This is a genomic window from Streptomyces sp. NPDC052773 (assembly GCF_044547145.1).
In the GTDB taxonomy this organism is placed as follows: domain Bacteria; phylum Actinomycetota; class Actinomycetes; order Streptomycetales; family Streptomycetaceae; genus Streptomyces.
The window spans coordinates 31,626-56,738 of sequence record NZ_JBITZX010000023.1 but is presented as its reverse complement, the minus strand read 5'-3'; the positions used below and the strand labels follow the sequence as shown (position 1 = coordinate 56,738).

At 71.8% G+C, this 25,113-nt stretch carries 20 protein-coding genes and 1 tRNA gene; 5 read left to right on the top strand and 16 right to left on the bottom strand.

Translation table 11 applies throughout. The features are described from left to right. Positions 1-17 precede the first annotated feature (17 nt). The 5 genes from pdxS to pgsA all read right to left on the bottom strand — a co-directional run bounded on the left by pdxS (position 18) and on the right by pgsA (position 4,722). On the bottom strand, positions 18-932 hold the full coding sequence (pdxS, locus tag ACIG0D_RS33720) for a pyridoxal 5'-phosphate synthase lyase subunit PdxS (protein WP_399808782.1): 915 nt from the start codon (positions 930-932) through the stop codon (positions 18-20). Positions 933-1,107: 175 nt separating this feature from the next. After that, the gene (locus ACIG0D_RS33715) at positions 1,108-1,650 is read right to left on the bottom strand and encodes a hypothetical protein (RefSeq protein WP_365763742.1); all 543 of its coding nucleotides are present in this window, start codon (positions 1,648-1,650) and stop codon (positions 1,108-1,110) included. Positions 1,651-1,901: 251 nt separating this feature from the next. Then, positions 1,902-3,074, bottom strand: a complete 1,173-nt coding sequence (locus ACIG0D_RS33710) for a glycosyltransferase family 4 protein (RefSeq protein ID WP_399808778.1) — start codon at positions 3,072-3,074, stop codon at positions 1,902-1,904. Next, positions 3,071-3,979, bottom strand: coding sequence for a phosphatidylinositol mannoside acyltransferase (locus tag ACIG0D_RS33705; RefSeq protein WP_399808776.1), 909 nt, complete (start codon positions 3,977-3,979; stop codon positions 3,071-3,073). Before ACIG0D_RS33705 ends, ACIG0D_RS33710 begins: the two co-directional genes overlap by 4 nt. Then, positions 3,976-4,722: a phosphatidylinositol phosphate synthase gene (pgsA, locus tag ACIG0D_RS33700; RefSeq protein WP_399808854.1), complete on the bottom strand. Its 747-nt coding sequence runs from the start codon at positions 4,720-4,722 to the stop codon at positions 3,976-3,978. The genes ACIG0D_RS33705 and pgsA overlap by 4 nt, the downstream gene beginning before the upstream one ends. 227 nt (positions 4,723-4,949) lie before the next feature. On the opposite strand from pgsA, the gene ACIG0D_RS33695 reads away from it, so the two are divergent. Then, positions 4,950-7,148 carry an elongation factor G-like protein EF-G2 gene (locus tag ACIG0D_RS33695; RefSeq protein WP_399808773.1) on the top strand — a complete coding sequence of 733 codons (2,199 nt, stop codon included), beginning with the start codon at positions 4,950-4,952 and terminating at the stop codon, positions 7,146-7,148. A 183-nt stretch (positions 7,149-7,331) separates the two neighbouring features. Then, a complete protein-coding gene (locus ACIG0D_RS33690; protein WP_399808770.1) occupies positions 7,332-8,987 on the top strand; it encodes a hypothetical protein in 1,656 nt (551 codons plus the stop codon). A 38-nt stretch (positions 8,988-9,025) separates the two neighbouring features. Here ACIG0D_RS33690 and ACIG0D_RS33685 read toward each other — a convergent pair whose 3' ends face one another. Then, a complete protein-coding gene (locus tag ACIG0D_RS33685; RefSeq protein WP_365763732.1) occupies positions 9,026-9,583 on the bottom strand; it encodes an HIT domain-containing protein in 558 nt (185 codons plus the stop codon). Positions 9,584-9,650: 67 nt separating this feature from the next. Here ACIG0D_RS33685 and ACIG0D_RS33680 point away from each other — a divergent pair, with 67 nt between their 5' ends. Beyond that, complete coding sequence (locus ACIG0D_RS33680) at positions 9,651-10,322, top strand: potassium channel family protein (RefSeq protein WP_399808766.1); 672 nt, start codon at positions 9,651-9,653, stop codon at positions 10,320-10,322. Between the two features lie 28 nt (positions 10,323-10,350). On the opposite strand, the gene thrS is transcribed toward ACIG0D_RS33680, so the two are convergent. The 3 genes from thrS to ACIG0D_RS33665 all read right to left on the bottom strand — a co-directional run bounded on the left by thrS (position 10,351) and on the right by ACIG0D_RS33665 (position 14,250). Then, entirely contained in the window at positions 10,351-12,327 is a 1,977-nt protein-coding gene (thrS, locus tag ACIG0D_RS33675; protein WP_399808763.1) for a threonine--tRNA ligase, read from the bottom strand. Between the two features lie 130 nt (positions 12,328-12,457). Beyond that, positions 12,458-13,687: a hypothetical protein gene (locus ACIG0D_RS33670; protein ID WP_399808761.1), complete on the bottom strand. Its 1,230-nt coding sequence runs from the start codon at positions 13,685-13,687 to the stop codon at positions 12,458-12,460. Further along, positions 13,684-14,250: a DUF4365 domain-containing protein gene (locus tag ACIG0D_RS33665; protein ID WP_399808758.1), complete on the bottom strand. Its 567-nt coding sequence runs from the start codon at positions 14,248-14,250 to the stop codon at positions 13,684-13,686. The genes ACIG0D_RS33670 and ACIG0D_RS33665 overlap by 4 nt, the downstream gene beginning before the upstream one ends. 177 nt (positions 14,251-14,427) lie before the next feature. Between ACIG0D_RS33665 and ACIG0D_RS33660 the strand changes: the two genes are divergently transcribed. Further along, positions 14,428-15,156 (top strand): 3'-5' exonuclease, encoded by a 729-nt coding sequence (locus ACIG0D_RS33660; protein WP_399808755.1) that lies wholly within the window; start codon positions 14,428-14,430, stop codon positions 15,154-15,156. A 46-nt stretch (positions 15,157-15,202) separates the two neighbouring features. Here ACIG0D_RS33660 and ACIG0D_RS33655 read toward each other — a convergent pair. Together ACIG0D_RS33655 and ACIG0D_RS33650 are read right to left on the bottom strand one after the other, a co-directional pair. After that, positions 15,203-15,274, bottom strand: a tRNA-Val gene (locus ACIG0D_RS33655). A 39-nt stretch (positions 15,275-15,313) separates the two neighbouring features. Then, positions 15,314-15,760 carry an SRPBCC family protein gene (locus ACIG0D_RS33650; protein WP_399808753.1) on the bottom strand — a complete coding sequence of 149 codons (447 nt, stop codon included), beginning with the start codon at positions 15,758-15,760 and terminating at the stop codon, positions 15,314-15,316. A gap of 105 nt (positions 15,761-15,865) precedes the next feature. On the opposite strand from ACIG0D_RS33650, the gene ACIG0D_RS33645 reads away from it, so the two are divergent. Continuing rightward, positions 15,866-18,193, top strand: coding sequence for an SCO7613 C-terminal domain-containing membrane protein (locus tag ACIG0D_RS33645; protein ID WP_399808750.1), 2,328 nt, complete (start codon positions 15,866-15,868; stop codon positions 18,191-18,193). Between the two features lie 4 nt (positions 18,194-18,197). On the opposite strand, the gene ACIG0D_RS33640 is transcribed toward ACIG0D_RS33645, so the two are convergent. From ACIG0D_RS33640 to ACIG0D_RS33620, 5 genes are all read right to left on the bottom strand, one after another. Continuing rightward, on the bottom strand, positions 18,198-20,936 hold the full coding sequence (locus ACIG0D_RS33640; RefSeq protein WP_399808747.1) for a Tat pathway signal sequence domain protein: 2,739 nt from the start codon (positions 20,934-20,936) through the stop codon (positions 18,198-18,200). Between the two features lie 95 nt (positions 20,937-21,031). Further along, positions 21,032-21,631: a hypothetical protein gene (locus ACIG0D_RS33635; RefSeq protein ID WP_399808744.1), complete on the bottom strand. Its 600-nt coding sequence runs from the start codon at positions 21,629-21,631 to the stop codon at positions 21,032-21,034. 10 nt (positions 21,632-21,641) lie between these two features. Continuing rightward, a complete protein-coding gene (locus ACIG0D_RS33630) occupies positions 21,642-22,517 on the bottom strand; it encodes a carbohydrate ABC transporter permease (protein ID WP_399808742.1) in 876 nt (291 codons plus the stop codon). Beyond that, complete coding sequence (locus tag ACIG0D_RS33625; protein WP_399808739.1) at positions 22,514-23,470, bottom strand: carbohydrate ABC transporter permease; 957 nt, start codon at positions 23,468-23,470, stop codon at positions 22,514-22,516. Before ACIG0D_RS33625 ends, ACIG0D_RS33630 begins: the two co-directional genes overlap by 4 nt. A gap of 14 nt (positions 23,471-23,484) precedes the next feature. Continuing rightward, a complete protein-coding gene (locus ACIG0D_RS33620) occupies positions 23,485-24,771 on the bottom strand; it encodes an ABC transporter substrate-binding protein (protein WP_399808736.1) in 1,287 nt (428 codons plus the stop codon). Positions 24,772-25,113 lie beyond the last annotated feature (342 nt).

Genomic DNA, 25,113 nt, shown 5'->3' with positions numbered 1-25,113 from the left:
GCAGTCCTTGAGGGTGCTTACCAGCCGCGGTTGGCGTAGCGCTCGGTCTCGGGGAGGGTGTCGCAGTTGATGCCGACCATGGCCTCGCCGAGGTTGCGGGACGCGTCCGCGATGATCTTCGGGTCGTCGTAGAAGGTGGTGGCCTTCACGATGGCGGCGGCGCGCTTGGCCGGGTCGCCGGACTTGAAGATGCCGGAGCCGACGAAGACGCCCTCGGCGCCCAGCTGGCGCATCAGCGCGGCGTCGGCCGGGGTGGCCACGCCACCGGCGGAGAACAGCACGACCGGGAGCTTGCCCAGCTCGGCGACCTCCTTGACCAGCTCGTACGGGGCGCGCAGCTCCTTGGCGGCGGCGTACAGCTCGTTGTTGTCGTAGCCGCGCAGCTTGGCGATCTCGTTCTTGATCTGGCGCAGGTGGCGGACCGCCTCGACGACGTTGCCGGTGCCGGCCTCGCCCTTGGAGCGGATCATCGCGGCACCCTCGGCGATGCGGCGCAGGGCCTCGCCCAGGTTGGTGGCGCCGCAGACGAAGGGGGTGGTGAACGCCCACTTGTCGGAGTGGTTGACCTCGTCGGCCGGGGTGAGGACCTCGGACTCGTCGATGTAGTCCACGCCGAGGGACTGCAGGACCTGCGCCTCGACGAAGTGGCCGATACGCGACTTGGCCATGACCGGGATCGAGACGGCGTTGATGATGCCCTCGATCATGTCCGGGTCGGACATGCGGGCCACACCGCCGTCCTTGCGGATGTCGGCCGGGACGCGCTCCAGGGCCATGACGGCGACGGCGCCCGCGTCCTCGGCGATCTTCGCCTGCTCCGGCGTGACGACGTCCATGATCACGCCGCCCTTGAGCTGCTCGGCCATGCCGCGCTTCACGCGCGCGGTGCCGGTCTCGGGGGTCTGGGCGGAGTTGGGGAGCGTGGTGGACACGGGTTGACCTCACTCGGGGAAAGAAAGAGGGGTTACTGCCTCCCCGAGGAAACGCGAGAGGCCCAGGCCACAGCAAGGGCCAATGGGAAGGCGGTGGCTCGTTTTCCTTCCGCGGGGCTGTCGGTCGACGTCGTCTATGTCCGGTTCACCCCCGGCAGGCGGTGCCGCACCCCGGTCAGGCGGACCGGTCCAGCAGGGCCGCCGGGGGCTCGTCGTCCATCTCGAAGGCCAGCGGGAACGGGGCGTGGCCGGCCAGCCGGAACCAGCGGACCTTGCGGTGCTCGCGGAGCCTGCGGGCGGCGCCGACCGCGTCGTTGTGGAAGCGCCGGGCCATCGGCACGCGGCGCACGGCCTCCGCGAGCTCCCGGGCGGCCTCCTCGCCCCCGGGGGCCTCCCGGACCACCTCGACCTGCTGGGGGTACTCGAAGACGGCCCGCAGCGCCTGGCTGAGTTCGCTCTCGGCGACCTCCCGGTGCTCCTCCTCGGCCTGCCGCGCGGCGTGCGCGGCCTCGTACAGCACGATGGAGGCGGCAGGGTCGAGCACCCCCGACGTCGCCAGCTCCTGCGCCACCGAAGCCCTGCGCAGCAGCTGCGCGTCGAGCGCGGCGCGGGCGGCGTCGATCCGGGCGTGCAGCCGGTCCAGCCGGCCGGCCGTCCAGCTGAGATAGAGGCCGATCGCGATGAGGCCGACGAGGATCCAGATGAGGGTTTCGATCACGGGCGGCAAGGCTACCGGGGCGCGGCGGCGGCTCCACCGGGTCACCTGGGGTGGTGGCTGTCAAGGCCCCGCGCTCCTCCGCGTTTCCCGGTGCCCCCGCCTGCAGCCCCCGCGCTCCTCCGCGTTTCCCGGTGCCCCCGCCTGCAGCCCCCGCGCTCCTCCGCGTTTCCCGGTGCCCCCGCCCGTAGCCCCGCGCTCCCCGCCTTTCCCGTGCGCCCCCGTCCGTACCCCCGCTCCCCGCGATCCCCGCCTCAGTCCCGCGCCAGCCGCAGCCGTGCCCGCAGGCCGCCGGCTCCGCCGGGGCCCTCGTCCGCGGCGACCGCCGCCGCGCCGGCCGTCACCGTCTCGTACACCGACAGGATGTCCGCGCCGACGGTCGACCAGTCGAAGCGGCGGACGTGGGCGCTGCCGCGGGCGCTCAGCTCGGCGCGGCGGACCGGGTCGCCCAGCAGCCGCAGGGCCGCCTCCGCGAGGGCGTCCGCGTCCTCGTTGGCGAACAGTTCGCCCGCCGCGCCCTGGTCCAGGACCTGGGCGAAGGCGTCGAGGTCGGAGGCCAGCACGGGCGCGCCGGCGGACATCGCCTCGACGAGGATGATGCCGAAGCTCTCGCCGCCGGTGTTGGGCGCGACGTACAGGTCGACGCTGCGCAGCAGGCGCGCCTTGTCCGCGTCGCTGACCATGCCGAGGAACTCCACGCGGGAACGCAGCTCGGCCGGCAGGGACGCGACCGCCTCCTCCTCGTCGCCGCGGCCCGCGACCAGCAGCCGGGTCTGCGGACGCTCGGCGAGGATCCGGGGCAGCGCCCGCATCAGCACCGGCAGGCCCTTGCGGGGCTCGTCGATGCGGCCTATGAAGCCGATCGTGCCGCCCTGCCAGTCCGGGTTCGGCTCGGCCTTGGCGAAGAAGTCGACGTCGACGCCGTTGGGGATGACCACCGCGTCGCCGCCGAGGTGTTCCACCAGGGTCCGGCGGGCGTACTCGCTGACCGCGATGCGCGCGCTGATCTTCTCCAGCGCCGCCTGGAGGATCGAGTAGGCGGCGATCATCGCGCGGGAGCGCGGGTTGGAGGTGTGAAAGGTGGCCACGATCGGTCCCTGCGCGGCCCAGCAGGTCAGCAGGCCCAGCGAGGGGGAGGTCGGCTCGTGGATGTGGATCACGTCGAACGCGCCGTCGTGCAGCCACCGCCGCACCCGCGCCGCCGACAGGAAGCCGAAGTTCAGCCGGGCCACCGAGCCGTTGTACGGCACGGGCACCGCGCGGCCGGCCGAGACGACGTACGGCGGCAGCGGGGTGTCGTCGTCGGCGGGGGCGAGGACGGACACCTCGTGGCCGAGGCGGATGAAGTACTCGGCGAGGTCGCGGATGTGGAACTGGACGCCGCCGGGCACGTCCCACGAGTAGGGGCAGACGATGCCGATTCTCACGACGGCCTCTTCGCGGGGTCGAGGTCCGAGAGCCACAAGCGCTGGAGCATGTGCCAGTCCTCCGGGTGGTCGGCGATTCCCTGGGCGAAGACGTCTGCCAGCGCCTGTGTCATCACAGACGTCTTCTCGGCCCGGGTACCTGACTGCGGTACCTCGATCGGGGGGTGCAGCCGTCCCCGCATGACGGGCGAGTCGTCGTACCAGAGCGTCACCGGGAGCAGCAGCGCGCCGGTCTGCTGGGCCAGCAGCGCGGGCCCGGCGGGCATCCGCGCGCTGTCGCCGAAGAAGGTCACCTCGACCCCGGACGCGGACAGGTCGCGGTCGGCGACCAGGCAGACCAGCCCGCCGTCGCGCAGCCGCCGGGCGAGCGTGCCGAAGGCGGAACCGCCGTTGTGCGGCAGCACCTCCATGCCGAGGCCCTCGCGGTAGGCGACGAAACGGTCGTAGAGCGTCTCCGGCTTCAGCCGCTCGGCGACGGTCGTGAACGGGATGTTCAGCTTGGTGGTGACCCAGGCGCCCGCCAGGTCCCAGTTGGCCAGGTGCGGCAGGGCGGCGATGACGCCCTTGCCGGTGGCGATGGCGTCGGTGAGGTGGTGCAGGTCCTTGGGGTCGAAGCCGGCCGCGATCCGCTCGGGGCTCCACGCGGGGAGCCGGAACGACTCCATCCAGTAGCGCAGGTACGAGCGCATGCCCGCGCGGGACAGCTCCGCCAGCCGCTCGGGGCTCGCGTCGGGCACCACGCGCGCGTAGTTGCTCTCCAGCCGCAGCACGCCCTTGCCGCGCTGCTTCCAGGCGACGTCGGCGATGGTACGGCCGAGCCGCACCGCGACCGGCTCGGGGAGCTTCTTCACGGTGCTCCAGCCGAGCCCGTACAGCGCGTCCGCCAGACGGTCCTGAGCGCTCACGTCGCCGCCTCGCTGCCGTGGGAGGCGTTCTCCGGGCCCTGGGCGGCCCTGTCGGCCGCCTCCGCCTCGGCGGACTCCCTGCGGACCGTGACGACCCGCTGCACCAGCGTGACGAGGCTGCCCACCGCGACCAGCCACAGCGCGACCGGCAGCAGGACGTCGATGCCCGGCACACCGAACGCGTGCAGGCCGGCCAGACCGGCCGCGACCAGGGAGATCACCAGCCGCTCGGCGCGCTCGACGAGCCCGTTGACGGCGACCGGCAGGCCGATCGACTCGCCGCGCGCCTTGGTGTACGACACCACCTGGCCGCTGGCCAGGCAGAAGATCGACACCGCGCACAGGACGTTGTCGTTCCCGCCGCCCGCGTACCACAGGGCGAAGCCGCCGAAGATCGCGCCGTCGGCGACCCGGTCCAGGGTGGAGTCCAGGAAGGCGCCCCAGCGGCTGGAGCGGCCCAGCTGGCGGGCCATGTTGCCGTCGACGAGGTCGGAGAAGACGAACAGCGTGATCACGACCGTGCCCCAGAAGAACTCACCCCGGGGGTAGAAGACCAGCGCACCCGCGATCACACCGGCGGTGCCGATCAGCGTGACCGTGTCCGGGCTCACGCCCCGGCGGATGAGAAACGCGGCGAACGGTGTGAGAACACGCGTGAAGAATGCACGCGCGTACTTGTTCAGCATGGCCTTCCCGAGGGTCGGTGTCGCCGTGCGGCCCCTGCTGACCACCGGCTGGCCCATCGTAGCCACGCGCGCGTGCGGGCGACGGGCGGGCACCCGCACCGGTCGGCGGGATCCGGCGAACGGCGCGCGACCCGCGGTGGGCGACGGGTTGCGGTCGTTCGTATGGACGCACCGTGACGGGAGTGGAAAGCTCGAAGAATCGCGGGCGTCGCCGGAGCCGCCCCGCACGCGGCCTCCGCGTGTCCGCGCCCACAGTGACCTCACCGTGCACGGGAGGCAGGATCATGGGCGACAAGGCGAACGTACACTCCGGAGCCGCCGGCAGGGCTACGGCGGCCGACCACCCCGCGTCCGTACGGAATGTGGTGCTGGTCGGCCACTCCGGATCGGGCAAGACGACTCTGGTGGAGGCTCTCGCGCTGACCGCGGGGGCGGTGAACCGGGCGGGCCGCGTGGAGGACGGCGGCACCGTCTCCGACTACGACGAGATCGAGCACCGCCAGCAGCGCTCGGTGCAGCTCTCGCTGGTGCCCGTCGAATGGGACGGCATCAAGATCAATCTCCTCGACACCCCGGGATACGCCGACTTCGTCGGGGAGCTGCGGGCCGGTCTGCGTGCGGCGGACGCGGCCCTCTTCGTCGTCTCCGCCTCCGACGGCGTGGACGGCTCGACCCGCATGGTGTGGGAGGAGTGCGCGGCCGTCGGCATGCCCCGCGCGATCGTCGTCACGCACCTGGAGGCCGCCCGCGCGGACTTCGAGGAGATGACGCGGATCTGCGCCGAGGCCTTCGGCGGCGACGACCCCGACGCCGTGCTGCCGCTGTACCTGCCGCTGCACGGCCCCGAGGCACCCGACGGGCACCGGCCCGTGACCGGACTGACCGGGCTGCTGACACAGAAGCTGTTCGACTACGCGAGCGGTGAGCGCAAGGAGTCCGAGCCGGGCGAGGACCAGCTGCCGCTGATCGAGGAGGCCCGCAACCGGCTCATCGAGGGGATCATCGCCGAGAGCGAGGACGAGACCCTCATGGACCGCTACCTCGGCGGCGAGGAGATCGACCTCAAGACGCTGATCGAGGATCTGGAGCGGGCCGTGGCCCGGGGCACCTTCTTCCCCGTGTTGGCCGCGGCACCGGCCGCCGAGGGCGCCCGCCAGGGCATCGGCACGGTCGAGCTGCTGGAACTGATCACCCGCGGGTTCCCGACCCCGTTCGAGCACCCCACCCCCGCGGTCACGACGATCGACGGCAAGCCCCGCGAGCTGAAACCCTGCGACGTCGACGGCCCGCTGGTCGCCGAGGTCGTCAAGACCTCCTCCGACCCCTACGTCGGCCGGATCTCCCTGGTGCGGATCTTCTCCGGCACCCTGCGCCCCGACCAGACCGTCCACGTCTCCGGGCACGGCCTCGCCGACCGCGGCCACGAGGACCACGACGTCGACGAGCGCGTCGGCGCGCTGTCCGTGCCGTTCGGCAAACAGCAGCGGCCGGTCACGCACGCCGTCGCGGGCGACCTGGTGTGCGTGGCGAAACTCGGCCGCGCGGAGACCGGCGACACCCTGTCCGCCAAGGACGACCCGCTCCTGATGGAGCCCTGGCAGATGCCCGACCCGCTGCTGCCGCTCGCCATCCGGGCGCACAGCAAGGCCGACGAGGACAAGCTCTCCCAGGGCCTGGCCCGGCTGGTCGCCGAGGACCCCACCATGCGGCTGGAGCAGAACCAGGACACCCACCAGGTGGTGCTGTGGTGCCTGGGCGAGGCCCACGCGGACGTCGCCCTGGAGCGGCTGCGCAGCCGCTACGGCGTCCAGGTCGACGTCGTACCCCACCGGGTCTCCCTGCGCGAGACGTTCGCGACGAAGTCGGCCGGGCGCGGACGGCACGTGAAACAGTCCGGCGGGCACGGGCAGTACGCGATCTGCGAGATCGAGGTCGAGCCGCTGCCGGGCGGCTCCGGCATCGAGTTCGTCGACAAGGTCGTCGGCGGCGCCGTGCCGCGCCAGTTCATCCCGTCCGTGGAGAAGGGCGTGCGGGCGCAGGCCGCCAAGGGCGTCGCCGCCGGCTATCCGCTCATCGACGTCCGGGTCACCCTGCTCGACGGCAAGGCGCACTCCGTGGACTCCTCCGACGCCGCCTTCCAGACGGCCGGCGCGCTCGCGCTGCGGGAGGCCGCCGCCGACGCCAAGATCCATCTGCTGGAGCCGGTGGCCGAGGTCAGCGTCCTCGTCGGCGACGAGTACGTGGGCGCCGTGATGAGCGACCTGTCCGGGCGGCGCGGCCGGCTGCTCGGCACCGAGCAGACGGCCGGGGGCCGCACGCTGGTGCGCGCCGAGGTCCCGGAGATCGAGATCGGGCGGTACGCCGTCGATCTGCGCTCCCTGTCGCACGGCACGGCACGGTTCGACCGCCGGTACGCCCGGCACGAGCCGATGCCCCAGCAGGTCGCCGAACGCGTCCGCGAACAGGAGCGGGCCGCCTCCTAGTTGGGGCGGTGGGGGCCCAAGTGGCTTGTGGGGACGCTCCCCTGCCCGATCGGCGGGCGGCTTCGGCCGTCCGCCGACGAATGTCGGTGGCTGCGGATACGCTGATGACCTGATCAACAGGTGTGCGAAGCAGGGAAGTCGGGAAGGCCGCAGGACGACAGTCGGCGGCGAGTGGGGGCGGGAATGACCGTTGAGAGCGGTTACGCGGACACCTTCGGGCCGCAGGTGCCGCGCACGGGCGACGAGGGCCAGACGGCGACGTTCGCGCTGGCCTCGGCGGCCTATCGGGACAACCCCGTGGAGGACATCAAGAAGGCCGACAACGAGTGGCACCAGTCGACCGTCAACCCGGGCAAGCTCGCCCTGTTCAAGCCGAACCTCGGCGAGGCGTTCTCCCGCGCGGTGGTCGACCGCATGCTGGGCAGCGGCCGCAAGCCGCTCATCCAGTCCTTCGGCACCCAGCCCCAGGTGGTCGTCGAGCACTGCCTGGCCGCCAACCGCATCCGCCGCGAACGCGACAACAAACTCACCGCGATCACGGCGCTGTGCGGCCTGGTCTTCCTGCCCGGCCTCCTGGTGTGGCTGCTGGTCTTCCAGCTCCGCTCCACCATGGCCAAGGGAGACAACAAGCGCGTCTCCGCCGCGGCCACCGCCCTGCTCGTCGCCGTCGGCGCGCTCGCCGTGATCTTCCTGATCCGGCTGCCGTTCGGCGGCTTCTGGGGCTGGTACGCCCGCGCGGCGGTCGTCGCCCCCGTCGTCGGTTGGTTCTGGGCCAAGCAGGTCTGCGAGCGCACCGCGAAGGACCTCAGGGAGCGCTGGGACGGCCTGCTGTCGGGCAGCAGCGTCGGCGCCAAGGTGCCCGAGGCGGTGCCCAGCAGCCCCGGCGAGACCGCCGCCGAGCAGCTGCGCCAGTCCCTGGCGAAGCTCAGCGCGGAACAGCAGTCGAACTCGGTGTTCTACGCCGGCCCCAAGGGCATCCTCGGCATGGGCACCCGCTGGGGCTCCTGGCAGCTCGCCGAGGAGCTGGTCCCGGCCCACCCCGACCGCGAGATCCACCCGTTCCGCAGCTGGGACGTCATACGGTCGATCCACGACCAGCTGCGCATGCTGGAGCGCGGCCCGCTGAACACCGGCGGCTTCCCGGCCCCGTCGATACGGCACTGGATCGTCACCCCTGTCGGCGAGAACGCCAAGGCGGTCGCCCGGCCCGAGGGCACCGACGTCGAGGCCTACCAGGTCAAGCCGCACGCCATACAGGAGATCTGCAACAAGCAGCAGTTCGGCGCCGGCGACCGGCACTACCTCGGTGTGCAGTGGACGCTGTGGGACGGCCAGCTCGTGCTCACCATGCTGATCACCGTCACCGTGCTGCACGCCACCCTGCGCATCGAGGTCACCGGCCACGCCCTGGGCCCGGTGAACGGCCTGTTCACCACCAAGTCCGAGGCGCCGACCAAGTCGGTCACCAAGTCGCTCAAGCCGTGGGAGTCGCGCACGGTGAAGCTGCCGCTGGTCGGCAGCGACGAGGTGGTCCGGCTCGCCGTCCGCGCGCCGATCACCTGGTATCCCCCGCTGCTGAACTGGCTCGGCGGCTCCATAGCCCTGCCCGAGCCGTTCGGCCTGCGGCACGCCTGGGCCGACCAGCCCTGGCGCCACCGCTTCATGGCCGACGACGCCCTGCGCGCCGCGACACCCGTCCTCCGCGTGGTGCACGCCGCCGCGATCAAGGTGCTGGAGGAGAACGGCGTCGACACGGAGAAGTTCGGCTCCCGCTCCGCCTTCCTCAGCACGGCGGTGCAGGACCCGTCACCGCGCAAGGCGGACGTCTACGACGCCTGACCGGTGCCCCCGCTCCCGGGGGCACCGCCGCGCACGGCTCAGGAAGGCCAGGCCTCCGCCAGCATCTTCCGGGTGTCCGCCAGCAGCTGCGGCAGCACCTTGGTGTGACCGACGACCGGCATGAAGTTCGTGTCGCCGCCCCAGCGGGGCACGATGTGCTGGTGCAGATGCGCGGCGATGCCCGCGCCGGCCACCGAGCCCTGGTTCATGCCGATGTTGAAGCCGTGCGCCCCGGACGCGGTGCGCAGCGCCGTCATCGCCTGCTTGGTCAGCTCCGCCAGCTCCGCCGTCTCGGCGTCCGTCAGATCCGTGTAGTCGGCGACATGGCGGTACGGCACGGTCATCAGATGACCGCCGTTGTACGGGTAAAGGTTCAGCACCGCGTACACCTGCTCGCCACGGCGGACGATCAGCCCGTCCTCGTCGGACTTGGCCGGGATGGAGCAGAAGGGGCAGCCGTCACCGGCTCCCGGACCGGTCGGCTTGTTCTCGCCCTGGATGTAGGCCATCCGGTGGGGCGTCCACAGGCGCTGGAACGCGTCCTGCGTCCCCACTCCGATCTGCTGCTCCGGCTCACTCGTCATGCAGTGCAGCATATGGCTTCGCCCGTTCGCGGCGTGTCGCCGGGGCTGCGCCGGAGACGCCCCGGGCGAAGCTGGGCCGGTGCACGACGACAGCAGGCTGACGGAGTGGGAACGGCGCGCCGCGATCCCGCTCGCGGTGGGATCGCTGCTCTTCCTCGGCTCGTATGCCGCCCGGATCCTCGGGGACGGTCTGTCCGGGCCCTGGCGCGACCTGTGCCTGGCGGTGACCGGCGCGGTCTGGGCGCTGTTCGTCGTCGACTACGTGGTGCGGTGGCGGCTCAGCGGGCAGGGCATCGCGTTCGTGCGCAGTCACTGGCTGGACACCGTGGTCGTGGTCCTGCCCCTGCTGCGGCCGGTCCGCGTGGTCAAGACGTACGAGGCCGTGCAGCGCCGCCGGGGGCGTCCGCGGCTGGCGCTGCACCTGCGGGTGATCGTGTACGCCGGTCTGTCGGTGAGCCTGCTCGGCATCACCGGCGCGCTGGCGGTGTACCACCACGAGCACGCCGCGCCGCACGCCACGATCAGGACCTTCGGTGACGCGGTGTGGTGGACCTGCGCCACGCTGGCGACCGTGGGCTACGGCGACGCCGCCCCCGTGACGCCGCTGGGACGGGTCATCGCGGTCGGGATGATGGCCTGCGGCCTGGCGCTGCTGGGCGCGGTGACGGGCTCGTTCTCGTCGTGGCTGATCCAGGTGTTCTCCCGCGAGGACGACGAAAGGCCCCCGGGGCGCACCCCGGGGGCCTCGTGAGAACGCCGGACGGAGCCCGGACGCCGGATCAGACCTGCGTCCGCTCCTCCACGACCTTCACGATCTTCGCGATGGCCTCGTCGAACGGGATGCCGTTCTCCTGGGAGCCGTCGCGGTAGCGGAAGGACACCGAGCCGTTCGACATGTCCTCGTCGCCCGCGATGACCATGAAGGGCACCTTCTGCTTCTGGGCGTTGCGGATCTTCTTCTGCATCCGGTCGGACGAGGAGTCGACCTCGACGCGCAGGCCCTTCTTCTTCGCGGCGGCGGCGAACTTCTCCAGGTACTCGACGTGGGCGTCGCCGATCGGGATGCCGATCGCCTGCACCGGCGCCAGCCACGCCGGGAAGGCGCCCGCGTAGTGCTCCAGCAGCACGGCGAAGAAGCGCTCGATGGAGCCGAACAGGGCCCGGTGGATCATGACCGGCCGCTGCTTGGAACCGTCCGCGGCGGTGTACTCCAGGTCGAACCGCTCCGGCAGGTTGAAGTCGAGCTGGATCGTCGACATCTGCCAGGTCCGGCCGATGGCGTCCTTGGCCTGGACGGAGATCTTCGGGCCGTAGAAGGCGGCGCCGCCCGGGTCCGGGACCAGCGGCAGGCCCTGCTTCTCGGCGACCTGGCGCAGCGTCTCGGTCGCCTCCTCCCAGACCTCGTCGGAGCCGACGAACTTCTCCGGGTCCTTGGTGGACAGCTCCAGGTAGAAGTCGGTCAGGCCGTAGTCGCGCAGCAGGTCGAGGACGAAGGTGAGCAGCTTGTCGAGCTCGTCGGACATCTGCTCGCGCGTGCAGTAGATGTGCGCGTCGTCCTGGGTGAAGCCCCGGGCGCGGGTCAGACCGTGCACGACGCCCGACTTCTCGTACCGGTACACGGTCCCGAACTCGAACAGGCGCAGCGGCAGTTCACGGTACGACCGGCCGCGCGCGTCGAAGATCAGGTTGTGCATCGGGCAGTTCATGGGCTTGAGGTAGTAGTCCACGCCCTCGTCGAGCTGCATGGGCGGGTACATGCCCTCGGCGTACCAGTCGAGGTGGCCGGACGTCTCGAAGAGCTTCCCCTTGGTCGCGTGCGGGGTGTAGACGAACTCGTAGCCCGCCTCCTCGTGCCGCTTGCGCGAGTAGTCCTCCATGACCCGGCGGATGATGCCGCCCTTGGGGTGGAAGACGGCGAGGCCGGAGCCGATCTGCTCCGGGATGGAGAACAGGTCCAGCTCGCTGCCCAGCTTGCGGTGGTCGCGCTTCTCGGCCTCGGCGAGGAAGTCCAGGTACTGCTTCAGCTCGTCCTTGGACGGCCAGGCGGTGCCGTAGATGCGCTGGAGCATCGGGTTCTTCTCGCTGCCGCGCCAGTAGGCGGCGGCGTTGCGCATCAGCTTGAACGCCGGGATGAGCCGGGTGGAGGGCAGGTGGGGACCGCGGCAGAGGTCCTTCCAGCACAGCTCGCCGGTCTTGGCGTCCAGGTTGTCGTAGATCGTCAGCTCGCCGGCGCCGACCTCGACGTCCGCGCCGTCGTCGCTGGAGGCGGAGCCCTTGAGGCCGATCAGCTCCAGCTTGTACGGCTCGTTCGCCAGCTCTTCGCGGGCGGCCTCGTCGGTGACGACGCGACGGGCGAACTTCTGCCCGCGCTTCTGGATCTCCTGCATCTTCTTCTCGATGGCCTTGAGATCCTCGGGCGTGAACGGCTTCTCGACGTCGAAGTCGTAGTAGAAGCCGTCCTTGACGGGCGGGCCGATGCCCAGCTTCGCCTCGGGGAAGAGCTCCTGCACGGCCTGCGCCAGCACGTGCGCGGTGGAGTGGCGCAGGATGTTCAGGCCGTCCTCGGAGGAGATCTCGACGCCCTCGACCTCGTCGCCGTCGGAGAGCACGTACGAGAGGTCCTTGAGCTCGCCGCCCACGCGCGCGGCGATGATCGAGCGCTCGCCGGCGAAGAGGTCGGCGGCCGTAGTGCCCGTCGTCACCACGCGCTCTTCCCGCTCGGAATCGCGTTGGATGATCACACGGACGTCTGACACCGGTCTCTCCTGACTGAAGGTGGATGCGGCGCCATACCGGGAGCGCGCGCAGTACAGGATCGTACCGAGCCTTCGACCTCGCAGGCGAAATCAGTCCCCGCGGGCCTCCGCAGTCACCGCGCGGGTCTCCTCAGTCCCCCGCGCACTCCTCCCCGCCGCACGCCTCCCCGAAGAAGTCCAGGTTCTCCTGGAGCGACTTCATCAGCCGGTCCCGCTCCGCCTCGTCCACCCGCGCCGGTACGACGCCGGACGCGCCGGTCAGCCGCCGGAAGCCGCCGCGGCTCTCCAGCCGCCCGTGCACCCGCACCGGCAGGCCGACCAGGTGGGCGTGCCCGGCGATGCGGTAGTCCTCCTCGTCGAGGGTGAGCCGGACGTGCGGCACGTCGGCCCCGGCGAGCACCCGCAGCCGTACGGTGCCCGCGCCGCGCGGCCCTGAGCGGCGCATACGGAGGACCGCGCCGGTGATCCGCACCGGCACGGAGGGTTCGGCGCCGCGGTAGCGGGCCCCGGCCTCGCGCAGCACGGGGAGGTCGCCCGGGGAGAACTCGACGGCCTCGGCGGAGGCGACCGCGCCCACGGGGGCCCCGGCGGCGGGCGCCCACGCGACGGCGACCCGGGCGCCCTCGGTGCCCTGGACGAGGGCGATCAGCGCCTCGGTCAGTTCGCGGCTGACGCCCGCCTCCACGGCGCCGTCGAAGGCGTCCATGGCGCCGGTGGCCCGCCGGTAGTCGATGGCCTCGCGGGCGGCGTAGAGCGCCTGGTGGAGGCGGACGACGAGCGGGCGCCCGGGGGTGACGGGGACGAAGGCGGTCAGCCGGCGCCCGCCGGCCGAGGGGCCGACCAGGACGTGCTCCAGGAGGGCGGTCGCGGCGCGGCGGTGCCGCGCGCCGTGGTAGCCGGCCCGGGCGCGGGTGGCGAGCGCCGCGGCGAGCAGCGTCCGGCGGGCGGCGCCGCGCAGCTGTTCCTCGGCGGTCCAGGGGTCGGCGCCGGCGGGTCCGCCGGGGACGTCGCGCCACCAGCGGATCTCGTCACTGGGCACGGTGAGGCCGACCAGTACCTCGCGCGCGGCGGGGGTGGCGAGGCGGGCGAGGGCGGTGAGGGCCTCGCCGAGCAGGTCCTCGCTGTCCGGGAAGGCGCGGCTCTCGGGGACGAGCAGGCTGGTGCCCGCGGCGCCGGGGCCGGGCGGGGTCCAGCGGCCGTAGCGTCCGGGGGCGCCGCCGCGGCGCTGCCAGCCGTGCCGGTGCAGCAGGGCGGCGAGCACGGCGGGGTCGACCCGGGCGGGCTCGGGTGGCTGGTCCCAGCGGGCCTCGGGGTGCGGCCGGACCGGCCGCAGGGGCTCGCCGAGCGGGCGGTGGGTCATGGTCTGCCTCCGGTCCCGACCCGCGTCATGATCTCGCACAGCGCCCGGTCGTCGAAGATGCGTGCGGTGGGGATGCGCACGGTGGTGCGGTGCCGGCCCGTGACGGGGTGTCCGGCGAGGTTGATCCAGTAGCAGCAGTGCCTCAGGTCGAGGCGGTCGTGGCCGGCGCGCAGCCAGTCGTCCTGGGACCGGGGCACGAGCATCACCACGAGGATCTTGTGCACCGAGACGGGCGTGCGGGCGAGCTTCGCCAGGTGGGCGTTGTCGAGGGTGAAGGAGAAGGAGCGGCCGGGCGGGTTGGGCGCGACCTGGTAGGTCGCCTTGAGCTGCACCTTGATGGTGACCTCGTCGTCGACGGTGTGTCCGGGCGCGCTGTGGCTGACGTGCCAGTCGATGCCGTTGTCGGGGAAGGGCTGGGAGAGCGAGCAGCCCGCAGCCGCGGCGACCGCGTGCAGATAACCCACTTGCAGGGTCTCCATGCAGGCGGTGGTGGCGAGGGAACCGCGGAGGGGGCCCGCGCGTTCGGGCAGCAGCCCGCCCCGCTCGGGCTGCGCTATGGCCATGGCCAACAGCCTTCCAAGCAACGTGTTTTGCCCGTGCGCGGGCCTCGGACCGCCGAACCGCACGGACTCGTATCCGTGTTGTCTCCTCCCGGCGTACGGCGCAAACGGCCCGGGTATCACCAAACCGGCAGGAGACGGGACGTCAGCTGCCATGGGTGAGCGAGGAGTTGGATTGGGATGACGTGCTGGTACGAGGGCCCCCTGGCGGCATTCGACACGGAGACGACGGGCGTGGACGTGGAGACCGACCGGATCGTGTCGGCCGCCCTCGTCGTCCAGGACGCCCCGGGCACCCGGCCCAGGGTGAGCCGCTGGCTGGTGAACCCGGGGGTGCCGGTGCCCGCCGAGGCGACGGCGGTGCACGGACTGACGGAGGATCACCTGGCGCGCAACGGTCGCTGGCCGGCGCCGGTGATGCAGGAGATAGCCATGGGGCTGCACGAACAGGCGGCGCGGGGCCGTCCGCTGGTGGTGATGAACGCGCCGTTCGATCTGACGCTCCTCGACCGGGAGCTGCGCCGGCACCGGGCCTCGTCGCTGGCCCGCTGGTTCGAGTCGGCGCCGCTGCTGGTCCTCGACCCGCGGGTGCTCGACAAGCATCTGGACCGCTACCGCAAGGGCCGTCGCACGCTGACCGATCTGTGCGCGCAGTACGGCGTGGTGCTGGACGGCGCCCATGACGCGGCGGCGGACGCGCTGGCGTCGCTGGAGGTGGTCCGGGCGATCGGGCGGCGTTTCGCGTCGCGGCTGGAACGTCTCTCCCCCGCCGAGCTGCACACGCTGCAGGCGGTGTGGCACGCGGCGCAGGCGCGCGGGCTCCAGACCTGGTTCGCGCGCAACGGCACCGAGGAGCCGGTGGACCCGGCGTGGCCGCTGCGCCCGGACCTGCCGGCGGCTGCCGCGTGAGGCCGTGAAAAAAGCCGGTCCGCTGCTGCGGACCGGCCTCTCCCGGTGGGCGATACTGGGTTCGAACCAGTGACCTCTTCGGTGTGAACGAAGCGCTCTCCCACTGAGCTAATCGCCCGGGAACGCACTGAACAATACAGGTCCCGGCGGCTTGGGTTCAAACCGCTTCCAGGTGGGCGGCGAGCCCGCGCCGCCCGGCGCGCATCATCAGCCGGTGGTTGGCGCGGAAGAACGGCCGTCCGGGGACCGCGAGCCGGCGCAGCAGCGGCTTGCGCACCCGGACCTCCTGGTCGTAGCGGGCGAGGCTGCCGGTGCCGTGCGGGGTGACCGTCCATCTCGACCAGCCGTCGACGTCCCCGGTCAGGGCCGCCTCGAGCACTCCGGCCACGGGGTCGCGGCGCACCTCGCGGCTGGTGAAGGTCAGGTCGTACGGCAGGAGGGAGCGGACCCGGATGATCCCGGTGTGCTCGTCGAGGCGGGTCACCTCGCGCACCTGCGGCCACCAGCGGGGATAGTCCTCGACCCGCTCCAGGGCGGCGTAGACGACGGCGGGCGGGGCGGGCAGCCGCCACAGGCTGCGGAAGCGGTGGTGGGTCCAGTCCATGGGCGGAGTCCGTCCTGCTCGGCGTGGGGAGTCCGGGTTTCTGAGTACCCGGTGAGTACGCGCACTCATGTGCGATCGGCGTGACGGGCGCCACACTCCGGAACCATGACGCACATTCCGTCCCCCGCCGAGGAGTTGCGGCTCGTCGACGCCGAGCTGTACCGACTGGACGCCCGGCGCGCTCAGTTGCTGGCGCGTCGCGGCCGGCTGCTGTCGCAGCTCCAGCCGGTGCGCCCGGCGCCGTCCGCCGCCCCGCCGCGCCCGGAGGCCTCCGCCCCCGGTGTCCAGAACGTGCTGCTCCTGCTGGGCGGGGTGCTGCTCACCCTCGCTGCGGCGGCGTTCACGCTGGTCAGCTGGGGTCACCTGGGGATCGCCGGGCGGGCCGTCGTGCTCGGCGCGGTCACCGCGGCGGCGCTCGCGGCCCCCGTACCGCTGCTGAAGCGGGGGCTGCGCTCGACGGCCGAGTCGGTGGCGGGCCTGGGCCTGGCGCTGACGGTGCTGGACGCGTACGCGCTGCACGCCGCCGCGCTCCCCGCGGCGGACCCGGCGGGCTACGCGGCGGGCGCCCTGGCGACGCTGGCGGCGCTCTGGGCGGCGTACGGCCTGCTGCTCCCCCGGGTGACCGGTCGGCCGCTCGTCCTCCCGCTGCCGGCCGCCGTGTGCGCGGCCCAACTCCCGCTGCCGCTGGCGGCGGTGGCGGCCGGGGCCGACACATTCGGGATCGTGGCGGCCCTGCTGGTGACGGCGGCGGCCGACGCGGCGCCGGCGCTGCGGGTGACCGGCGGGCCGGTGCGGATCGTCGCCGTCGGCGGGGCGTACGGCCTGGGTGGCTGGGGTGCGACGGCGGCGCTCTGGCCGGCGTGGACGGCCTCCGGTCCGGGTGCCGCCGCGCGTGCGGCGGGCCTCCTGCTGCTGGCCGCGGCCGTCGCGCTGGCCGGGGCTCGGGCGCCGCGCGCCGAGGTCGCGCTGGGCAACGCGGTCGCTGCGGGTCTGCTGGCGGTGGCCGCGCTCGGCGCGGTACCGCGGACCCTGCTGCCCGGCGAGTGGACCGTTCCGGTGCACCTGCTGCTCGGTGTGGCCCTGCTGGCCGTGGTGCGGGTGGACCGTGTCCCGGAGGTGGTGCGCCGCGGTCTGGGCCGGGCGTCCGGTGCGGTGCAGGCGCTGGCCGTGTCTGCGGCACTTCCGGTGGTCGCCGTGGCCCTGCTGGGTCCGCTGGGCCGGCTGCCGCGTGTGTGGTCCGGGCCACCCGCCGACGCGCGGGCGGCGGTGACGGCCGATCTGCCGTGGCCGCCGGGCAGCGCGACCGCGCCCCTGCTGCTGGTCGTGGTCGCCGCGGTCCTGGCCGGGGCGGTGCGGGCCGCCGCCTGGCGGCCGCGCGCCGTCGACGCGGCGTGGGTGCTGGGGTGGGCGGCTGCGCTGACCCTCCCTCCGGTGCTGCGGCTGCCCTACGTCGTCACGCTGGCGCTCCTGGGTCTGACGACGGCCGGGCTGCTGGCCCTGAGGCGGCTCGTGCCGACCGTGCTGGCGCTGATCACCTCGCTGGTCCTCGCCCTGCTCGCCCTGGCCACCGAACCGGCCACCCTGACGGTGTTCGCCCTGCTCACCGCCGGATGCGCGCTCGCCGCCCGCCGGCCACCGGTCGCCGCCGCGGCAGTCGGACACGCCACCGCCCTCGCCGTCGCGACGGGCGCCGCGCTGGACTGGCAGCCGTCGCACACCGCGCTGCCGGTGCTGCTGGTGCCGGTGGCGGCGGCGCTGTGGGCGCCGCGCACCGAGGGCGTGACGCGGCTGACCACCGAGATCTCGGGGGCGGTCGCGGCCCTGGTCGCGATCGGTCTGGCGGTCCCGGACGCGCCGATGCTGGCGCTGGTGCTGGCCCTGGTGGCGGTGATCGCCGCGGGTGTGGCCGTACGGCCGGACCGCCGCCCGGTCGGATACGCGGCCACCGCGCTGTTCGTGGCGGCCGGCTGGGTCCGGCTGGCCGCCTGGGAGGTGACCGTCCCGGAGGCGTACGCGCTGCCGGTGGCCGTCCCCGCGCTGTTCGTGGGCGCGCTGCGCCGGCGCCGCGATCCGCAGGCGTCGTCCTGGACGGCGTACGGCCCCGGTCTCGCCGCCGCGCTGTTGCCGAGCCTGGTGGCGGCCTGGGGTGACGCGCACTGGCTGCGCCCCCTGCTGCTGGGCGCGGGGGCGCTGCTGGTGACGCTGGCCGGTGCCCGCCACCACCTCCAGGCGCCGCTGGTGCTGGGCGGCTCGGTGCTCGCCCTGGCGACCCTGCACGAGCTGGCCCCGTATCTGGTGCAGGTGGCGGGGGCCCTCCCCCGCTGGGCGCCTCCCGCGCTCGCCGGCCTGCTGCTGCTCGCGCTGGGGGCGACGTACGAGCAGCGGCTGCGGGACGTGCGGCGGGTGTGGGAGACGCTGGGCAGGATGAACTAGTTGGTCACGCCGGCATCCTGTCGCCGAGGAGGGCCAGGTTCTCGATGGCGGCGAGGCCGTACAGCGCGGTGTCGTTGGTGGACACCCAGGTGGCCTCGCTGCCCTCGACGAGGGCCTTGGGCCCGCTGACCTTCTCGGTCTTCCAGGGCGCGGACTCCTTGTAGCCGTCGGAGTTGTAGAACTTCTCCCAGGCCCGCTTGGCGAGCTTCTCGTCGCCCGTCTTCACGGCCGCGTAGGCGTCGAGGCGGGAGTGGCCCTGGAACAGGATCAGGCTGCCGAAGTGGGAGCCGTAACGGGCGGCCTGTTCGGCCTTGGTGGCGTTGAAGTAGCGGCAGTAGTCGAAGTAGGCCTCGTTGAACTTCGGCATGTCGACGAGGTCGATGAGTTCCGCGCACAGCTCGTTGAGACCGAAGACGGCCGACAGGTGCGAGACCCCGACGACCGGCTTCTCGGCGATGGCGAACCGGCCGGTGTCCAGGTCGTACAGGCCGGTGCCCTGGACGAAGCCGTTGGGCTGAGCGGCGATGGTCTCCATGGTGGACAGCACGCGCGCCTTGGCCTTCTCCCACTTGGGGCCCTTGCGCTCCCACTCGGTGAGCCACGCCGAGACCAGGCCGCTCCAGTCGGTGCCGAAGCCGATCGACAGGGCGTGCCGGTCGGGCGTGTACGGCTCGGTGCGGATCTTGCGGATGGGGTCGAGGACGAGGAAGGTCTCGTCGGAGTCGACGTTGGCGTGCATGAGGTCGCCGACGCGTTCGTCGGCGGTGAGGAAGTAGTAGTAGCGGCGGTAAGTGGTGTTGGCGATGCGCTGCTGCTTGGCGCTGTCGGCGTAGTGCTGGACGCCGTGCCGGGTGCCGAGGCCGGCCCACTTGCCGAGGTGGTAGACGTCGACCTCGCCGGTGTGCCGGGTCATGGCCTCGGCGAAGCGGAAGATGTCGGCGCGACCGGAGCGCAGGTACGCGTACCAGAGCCACAGGTCGGGCGACAGCTCGGAGTTGTCCCAGGCGTAGCCGCCGACGTCGTAGCGCCACTGGTGCCGCACCGTGTCGTAGGTGTGCATGATGTCGCCGTAGTCCCAGAAGCCGTACCACCGGCGCATCTCCACCTGGTCCTTGTAGTAGGTGAAGAGGAAGTCGAGGTGGTCCTCGATCTTCGCCTTGGCGGGGGTGGAGCGGTCGGGTTCGGCGTACAGGCCCTTGCCGAACACACCCGCCTTGATGAGCTGCCCCGGCGGGGCGGCGAGCTGGGGCAGGACGCGGACGGCCTCTACCTGCTCGGCGAGCTTGTCGGCGCTCGGGGTGGACTCGTTGGCCCAGAAGAGGAGTTCGGAGGTGCGGGCGATGCCGTAGGGGGTGCCGAAGCCGGGCTCGTAGTCCTCGTAGGTGATGTTGAGGCCTTCGAGCTGCTCGGGGAAGGTGTCCTGGCCGAGGCCGTCGTGGTAGAAGCGCAGGTCCATGGGCTGTGCCTCGGGCGACCAGAGCCAGAGGGTGACCTGGGCCTCGTCGGTGTGGGCGTCGCGGATGTCGAGCTGGGCGGGGAACTTCTCCCAGAAGTCGCGCAGGCCGAAGGAGAGTCCGCCGCTCACGCCGCCGACGTAGCCGAAGCCGGAGGCGCGGCGCCCGCCGCCCGCGGCGATCCAGCCGTGGCCCTTCTTGGTGCGCTTGCGGACGGTGAAGCCGTCGGCGGAGAGCTGGGAGAGGGCGTAGTCGCCCCACTCGGGGATGTACTGGAGTCGGGTGGTGACCCGCTGGTCCCACGTCGACGGGTCGGGCAGCTTCCGACCCTCGTACTGCGCCACCTGCACCGCCTGGCCGGGGTCGCGGCGCAGTCCGGTGATGCCCTTGACGGCCTCGCGGAGCATGCCGGTGCCCTCGCCGCCGAGGCGGATGTGGCGGTCGTAGGACTGGTCGCGCATCGGCACGGTGAAGCGGACGCCGATGCCGCGGATGAAGTCGCCGCTCGCCTTGCCGGGCTCCTGGGTGCCGTCGTAAGTGATGGTGTGCACCATGCGGAAGGAGTCGGCGCCCGCGTAGAAGTACAGGCGGATGGAGAACGGCAGCCAGCTCCGGTCACCCTTGCGGTGCTTGCCGTCGATGCGGACGACGGCGCGGACCGGGCCGTCCTGTTCGACCTTCACCTCGGAGATGGCGCTGTCGAAGCGCTCGTACTTGACCGTGCCCTGGTCGCCGTCCTCGATCTCCGGCTGGCGCAGCACCACGAGCCGGCCGTTCCTGGCGATCTCCGTGGAGCCGCGGGTGACGGACTTGACCAGGGTGGAGCCGGACTTGCCGATCCTGGCGGTGATGACACCGGTCGAGATGTCGATGGTGCCGCCGCCGCTGTCGACCGTGACTTTCTTCGCGGGGGCGGCGGGCTCGCCCGCGGTCAGGGTGAGCTTGCCGGTACCGGAGCTGACGGCGTGCGCGGTCCACTTCAGGGAGCCGTCGGGCCAGTAGGCGATCGGCCAGGACTGGACGGGGACGGCGGTGCCGTTCTCGTCGGTGAGGGCGAAGGTCTGGTCCTCCTGGCAGGCGCCCTTGGGCCAGGGCACGCCGAGGGTGGAGCCGGGCGCGGCGCCGAGGCCGCCGTCCTCCAGCCAGTCCAGGACGACCGGTTCCGCGTCGGCGGTCTCGGCTCCGGGCGCGGCCGCGGCGTCCTGCGCCCCCAGCGCCCAGCTGAACTGGGCGGCGGCGCCGGCGACGGCGGCCGCCTTGAGGAGGGACCTGCGGGGGATCGGGGACATGGCCTTTCCTTTCCGTACGGGACGGGTTGCCAAGGGCATGACAGAGAGAGGTACGGCGCTCAGGGCGCGCCGCCCTTGCTGAGAGGCACCGCGGGTCAGCGGCGCCGGTACCGCTCCTCCACGGCGACGGCCGCCGCCGCGACGGCCCCGAAGACGGGAACCGCCAGCGGCGCGGCGAACAGGGCGGACAGCGCCACGACGGCCAGCCCGCCCACGATCAGGAAGGACCCGGCGGGGTCGAGCACGGTCCGGCGCCCGGCACCCGCGAGCAGCGCCCGCCAGGACGCGCCCGGCTCCCAGACGGCCGCCGCCCGCAGCAGCGCCACGGCGCATCCGATCAGCGCGAAGAGGCCGACGGCCCCGACGAGCGGCCCGCCGGGCAGACCGGCCCGGGCGGCCTCGACGTCCACCCAGACCGCCACGGCCACCGCCCACCCGGCGAGCCCGACGGCCCACCCGCCGCGCACGGCCGCCCGGAAGTCCGCCGCGAACTCCCGCCAGCCACCGGCCACATGGGCCGTACGGCGCCGCAGATGACGCGCGCCGGCAGCGAAGGCGGCGGGGTAGGTGACGAGTCCGAGACAGGCCACGGCGATCCACACGCCGGTGAGCAGACACTCGGCGAACACACTGAACCGCTCACCGAAGACCGGCTCTTTGCGCGAGGAGCGGGCTTTCACACGTGCTTGCGCCATGGTCACCGCCTCAGCCCTTCAGTCCGGACGTCGCCATGCCGTCGATGAGGTAGCGCTGGAAGGCCATGAAGAAGGCGATGACCGGCACGAGCGCGACCAGCGACATCGCGATCATGCTGCCGTAGTTGGAGATGCCCTCCTGGTCGCGGAACATCATCAGTCCGAGCGAGACGGTGTACTTCTCGGGGGTGTTGAGGTAGATCAACGGCCCCATGAAGTCGTTCCAGGCGTTGATGAAGGTGAAGATGGCGCTGGTGATGATGGCCGGGCGGCTCAGCGGCAGCACGATGGCCCAGTAGGTCCTGAAGTGCCCGCAGCCGTCGAGCTTGGCGGCCTCGTCCAGCTCCCGCGGCAGCCCGCGCATGAACTGCACCATCAGGAAGACGAAGAAGGCTTCCGTGGCCAGGAACTTGCCCGCGACGAGCGGCACCAGGGTGTCGGTGAGCTCCAGGTTCCGGAAGAGCACGTACTGCGGGATGAGCAGCACGTGATACGGCAGCAGCAGCGTGCCGATCATCAGCGTGAAGAGCAGGTTCCGCCCGGCGAACCGGATCTTGGCGAAGGCGTACGCGGTCAGCGAGCTGGACAGCACGACACCGACCACGGCCAGGACCGCGTACACCAGCGAGTTCCAGAAGAAGCTGCTGATGGAGATGCCGGAGATGCCGTCGGCGAGCCCCGAGAAGTTCGCCCAGACCGGCTTGGTGGGCAGCAGGTCGAGGCTGGCGATGATGTCCTTGCTCGGCTTGAACGAGGCACCGACCACCCAGACCACGGGGTAGAGGACGACCGCGAGGACGAGGAGCGCGCCCGCGTGCCAGACGATCGAACCGACGCGCCGCCGCTCGCCCTCGGCGCGCACGACAGGGGTGGTGGCAGTGGTCACTTGGCGGCCTCCTCGTAGTGCACCCACTTCTTCTGCGACCAGAACAGGACCGCCGTGACGAGCGCCACCGCGACCACCAGAGTCCAGGCCATCGCGGAGGCGAAGCCCATCTGGGCCTCCTTGAACCCCTTCTGGTAGAGGTAACAGGTGTAGACGAGCGTCGCGTCGGCCGGCCCGCACCGGGTGTCGGAGACGACGTACGCGGAGCCGAACACCTGGAACGCGTGGATGGACTCCAGCAGCACGTTGAAGAACAGCACCGGCGAGATCATCGGCAGCGTGATGTTCCAGAACCGCCTGAAGGGACCGGCCCCGTCCACCTCGGCCGCCTCGTACAGCTCCTGCGGGACCTGCTTGAGACCGGCCAGGAAGATGACCATCGGCGCGCCGAACTGCCAGATGCTCAGCGCCACCAGGGCGTAGATGACGTAGTCCGGGTTGCCGATCCAGCCCCCGACGTCGAGCCCGAAGACCTTCTGCGTACGGTCCACGATCGCGTCGTCCGAGAACAGCGCCCGCCACACGAAGCCCACGGAGACGCTGGCGCCGATCAGCGACGGCATGTAGAACGCGGCCCGGTACAGCCCCTGTCCGCGCCGCTTCTGCGCGAGCAGCAGCGCGACGCCGAGCGCGAGCAGCAGCTTCAGCGGCGTGGCCACGACGACGTACTTCAGCGTGACCTCGACCGACTTCTGCCAGCGCGGGTCCTGGAACATCGTCGTGAAGTTGTCCAGCCCCACCCACTGCGGGGGCGTGAACAGGTTGTAGCTGGTGAACGCGTAGTACAGCGACGCGATCATCGGCCCCGCCGTGAGCAGCAGGAATCCCGCGATCCACGGCGACATGAAGAGATAGCCGGCGAGGTTCTCGCGGCGCCGCCCGCGCCGCCCGGCGGCGGGAGGGGCGGACCGCTTCCCGGCCGGGCGCGCGGGCGCTTCCTTGACGAGCGTCATGGTGGTACGTCCCCTCAGCCCGCGAACGCGGCCTTGGCCTCGCTGAACAGCGCCTTCGCGGCGTCGGCCGGCTTGGTCTTGCCCTGGGCGACCTCACCGCCGAGCCGCAGGAACGCCGCCTCGATGACATCGGCGCCGGACGGGTGCGGGGTGATCTTCCCGAGCACGCCGGCCGCGGCGACCTCCTCCTCGTAGGCCTTGACGCCCTTGTTGGTCTCGTCGGTGGGCGTGAACGCCTCGTACTGCTCGGTCGTGGCGAGGATGCCGCGGTCGTAGCCCATGATCCTGCCGACCTCGGGGTCATGGACCATGAAGTCGATGAACTGGGCGACCTCCTTGGGGTGCTTGGTCCCGGAGAAGGCGCTGAGCATCAGCGAGCCGAGGTACTGGCCGGTGTCCTTGCCGTTGGTGGTCGGGATCGGCGCGAGCCCGTAGTCCGACTCGCCCTCTCCCTCGTAGCGGATGGAGAAGTTGTCCCAGGTGAACTCGGACGCGGCGAGCCCCGCCGACAGACCGGACTTGGGGGCGACCTGCTCGATCTTCTTCGGGTCGGCGACGAGCCCGGAGCGCACGCGCTTGTAGCCATCCTCCCACCACTGCGTCAGATCGTCCTGGGTGAAGCCGAGATCGGACTCGGTGAAGAAGGCCTTGCCGTTCTGACGCAGATACAGGTCGTAGAGGTACATGATGCCGAAGTAGCCGGTGTCACCGGCGATCTTCAGCTTGTCCTGGATGGTCTGGAGCGCGTCGAAGTACTCGTCCCAGGTCCAGCCGAACTTCACCTCCACGCCCGCCTTCTCGAAGGCCTTGCGGTCGATGACGAGGGCCATGGTGTTGGCGCCGACGGGAATGCCGATCTGCTTGCCGTCGACCTGACCGTTCGCCAGAACACCGTTGCGGAAGTTCTCCAGGCTCAGATTTCCCGCGTCCGCCTGCGTCTTGAGGTCCATGAGAACACCGCGCTTGTCGTACTTGCGCAGGAAGCCGACCGCATTCTGGAAAACGTCCGGCGGATTTCCACCGGAGGCCTGCGTCTGGAACTTCTCCCAGAACGCGGCGTAGTCGGTGAATTCAGGCTTGATCTTGATCTTCGGGTACTTCTTCTCGAAGAGCGCGATCGTCTTCTTGATGGCGATCGTGCGCGGCTCGCCACCCCACCATGCGTAACGAAGCGTCACCGTTCCGTCGCCGGAACCGGCACCTCCGCCGCACGCGGCCGTCGCCCCGAGCCCGAGCGTGGCCGCCGAGGCGCCCACCGCCTTCAGGACCGTACGCCTCTCGACATTCCTGCTGATACCCACCGTCGAAGCCTCCCCGCAGCGTCGTTGCCGCCTGCATGAATCGTTTCAAGTAAGCGCTTGCTGGCACAAGTTACGGAGGCACTACGGGTGCGTCAATGATTCGGACAGGAATTTCTTCCGAGCGGGATGCGCCGAAGGACGGCGGACGCGGGACGCACGACCCCGCTTCCCGGGCGACACCGCAGGTGAGAGCGACACGGTCGAGATACCGAACAAACCGCACCATGCCGCACGACGACCGGCCCCGGCCGAAACCTGTCGACCGCCGACGAGGACGCCCGCACCCCCGCACCCCGCACACACGACGGCGGCCCGCCTGCGTTCTCGCAGACGGGCCGCCGT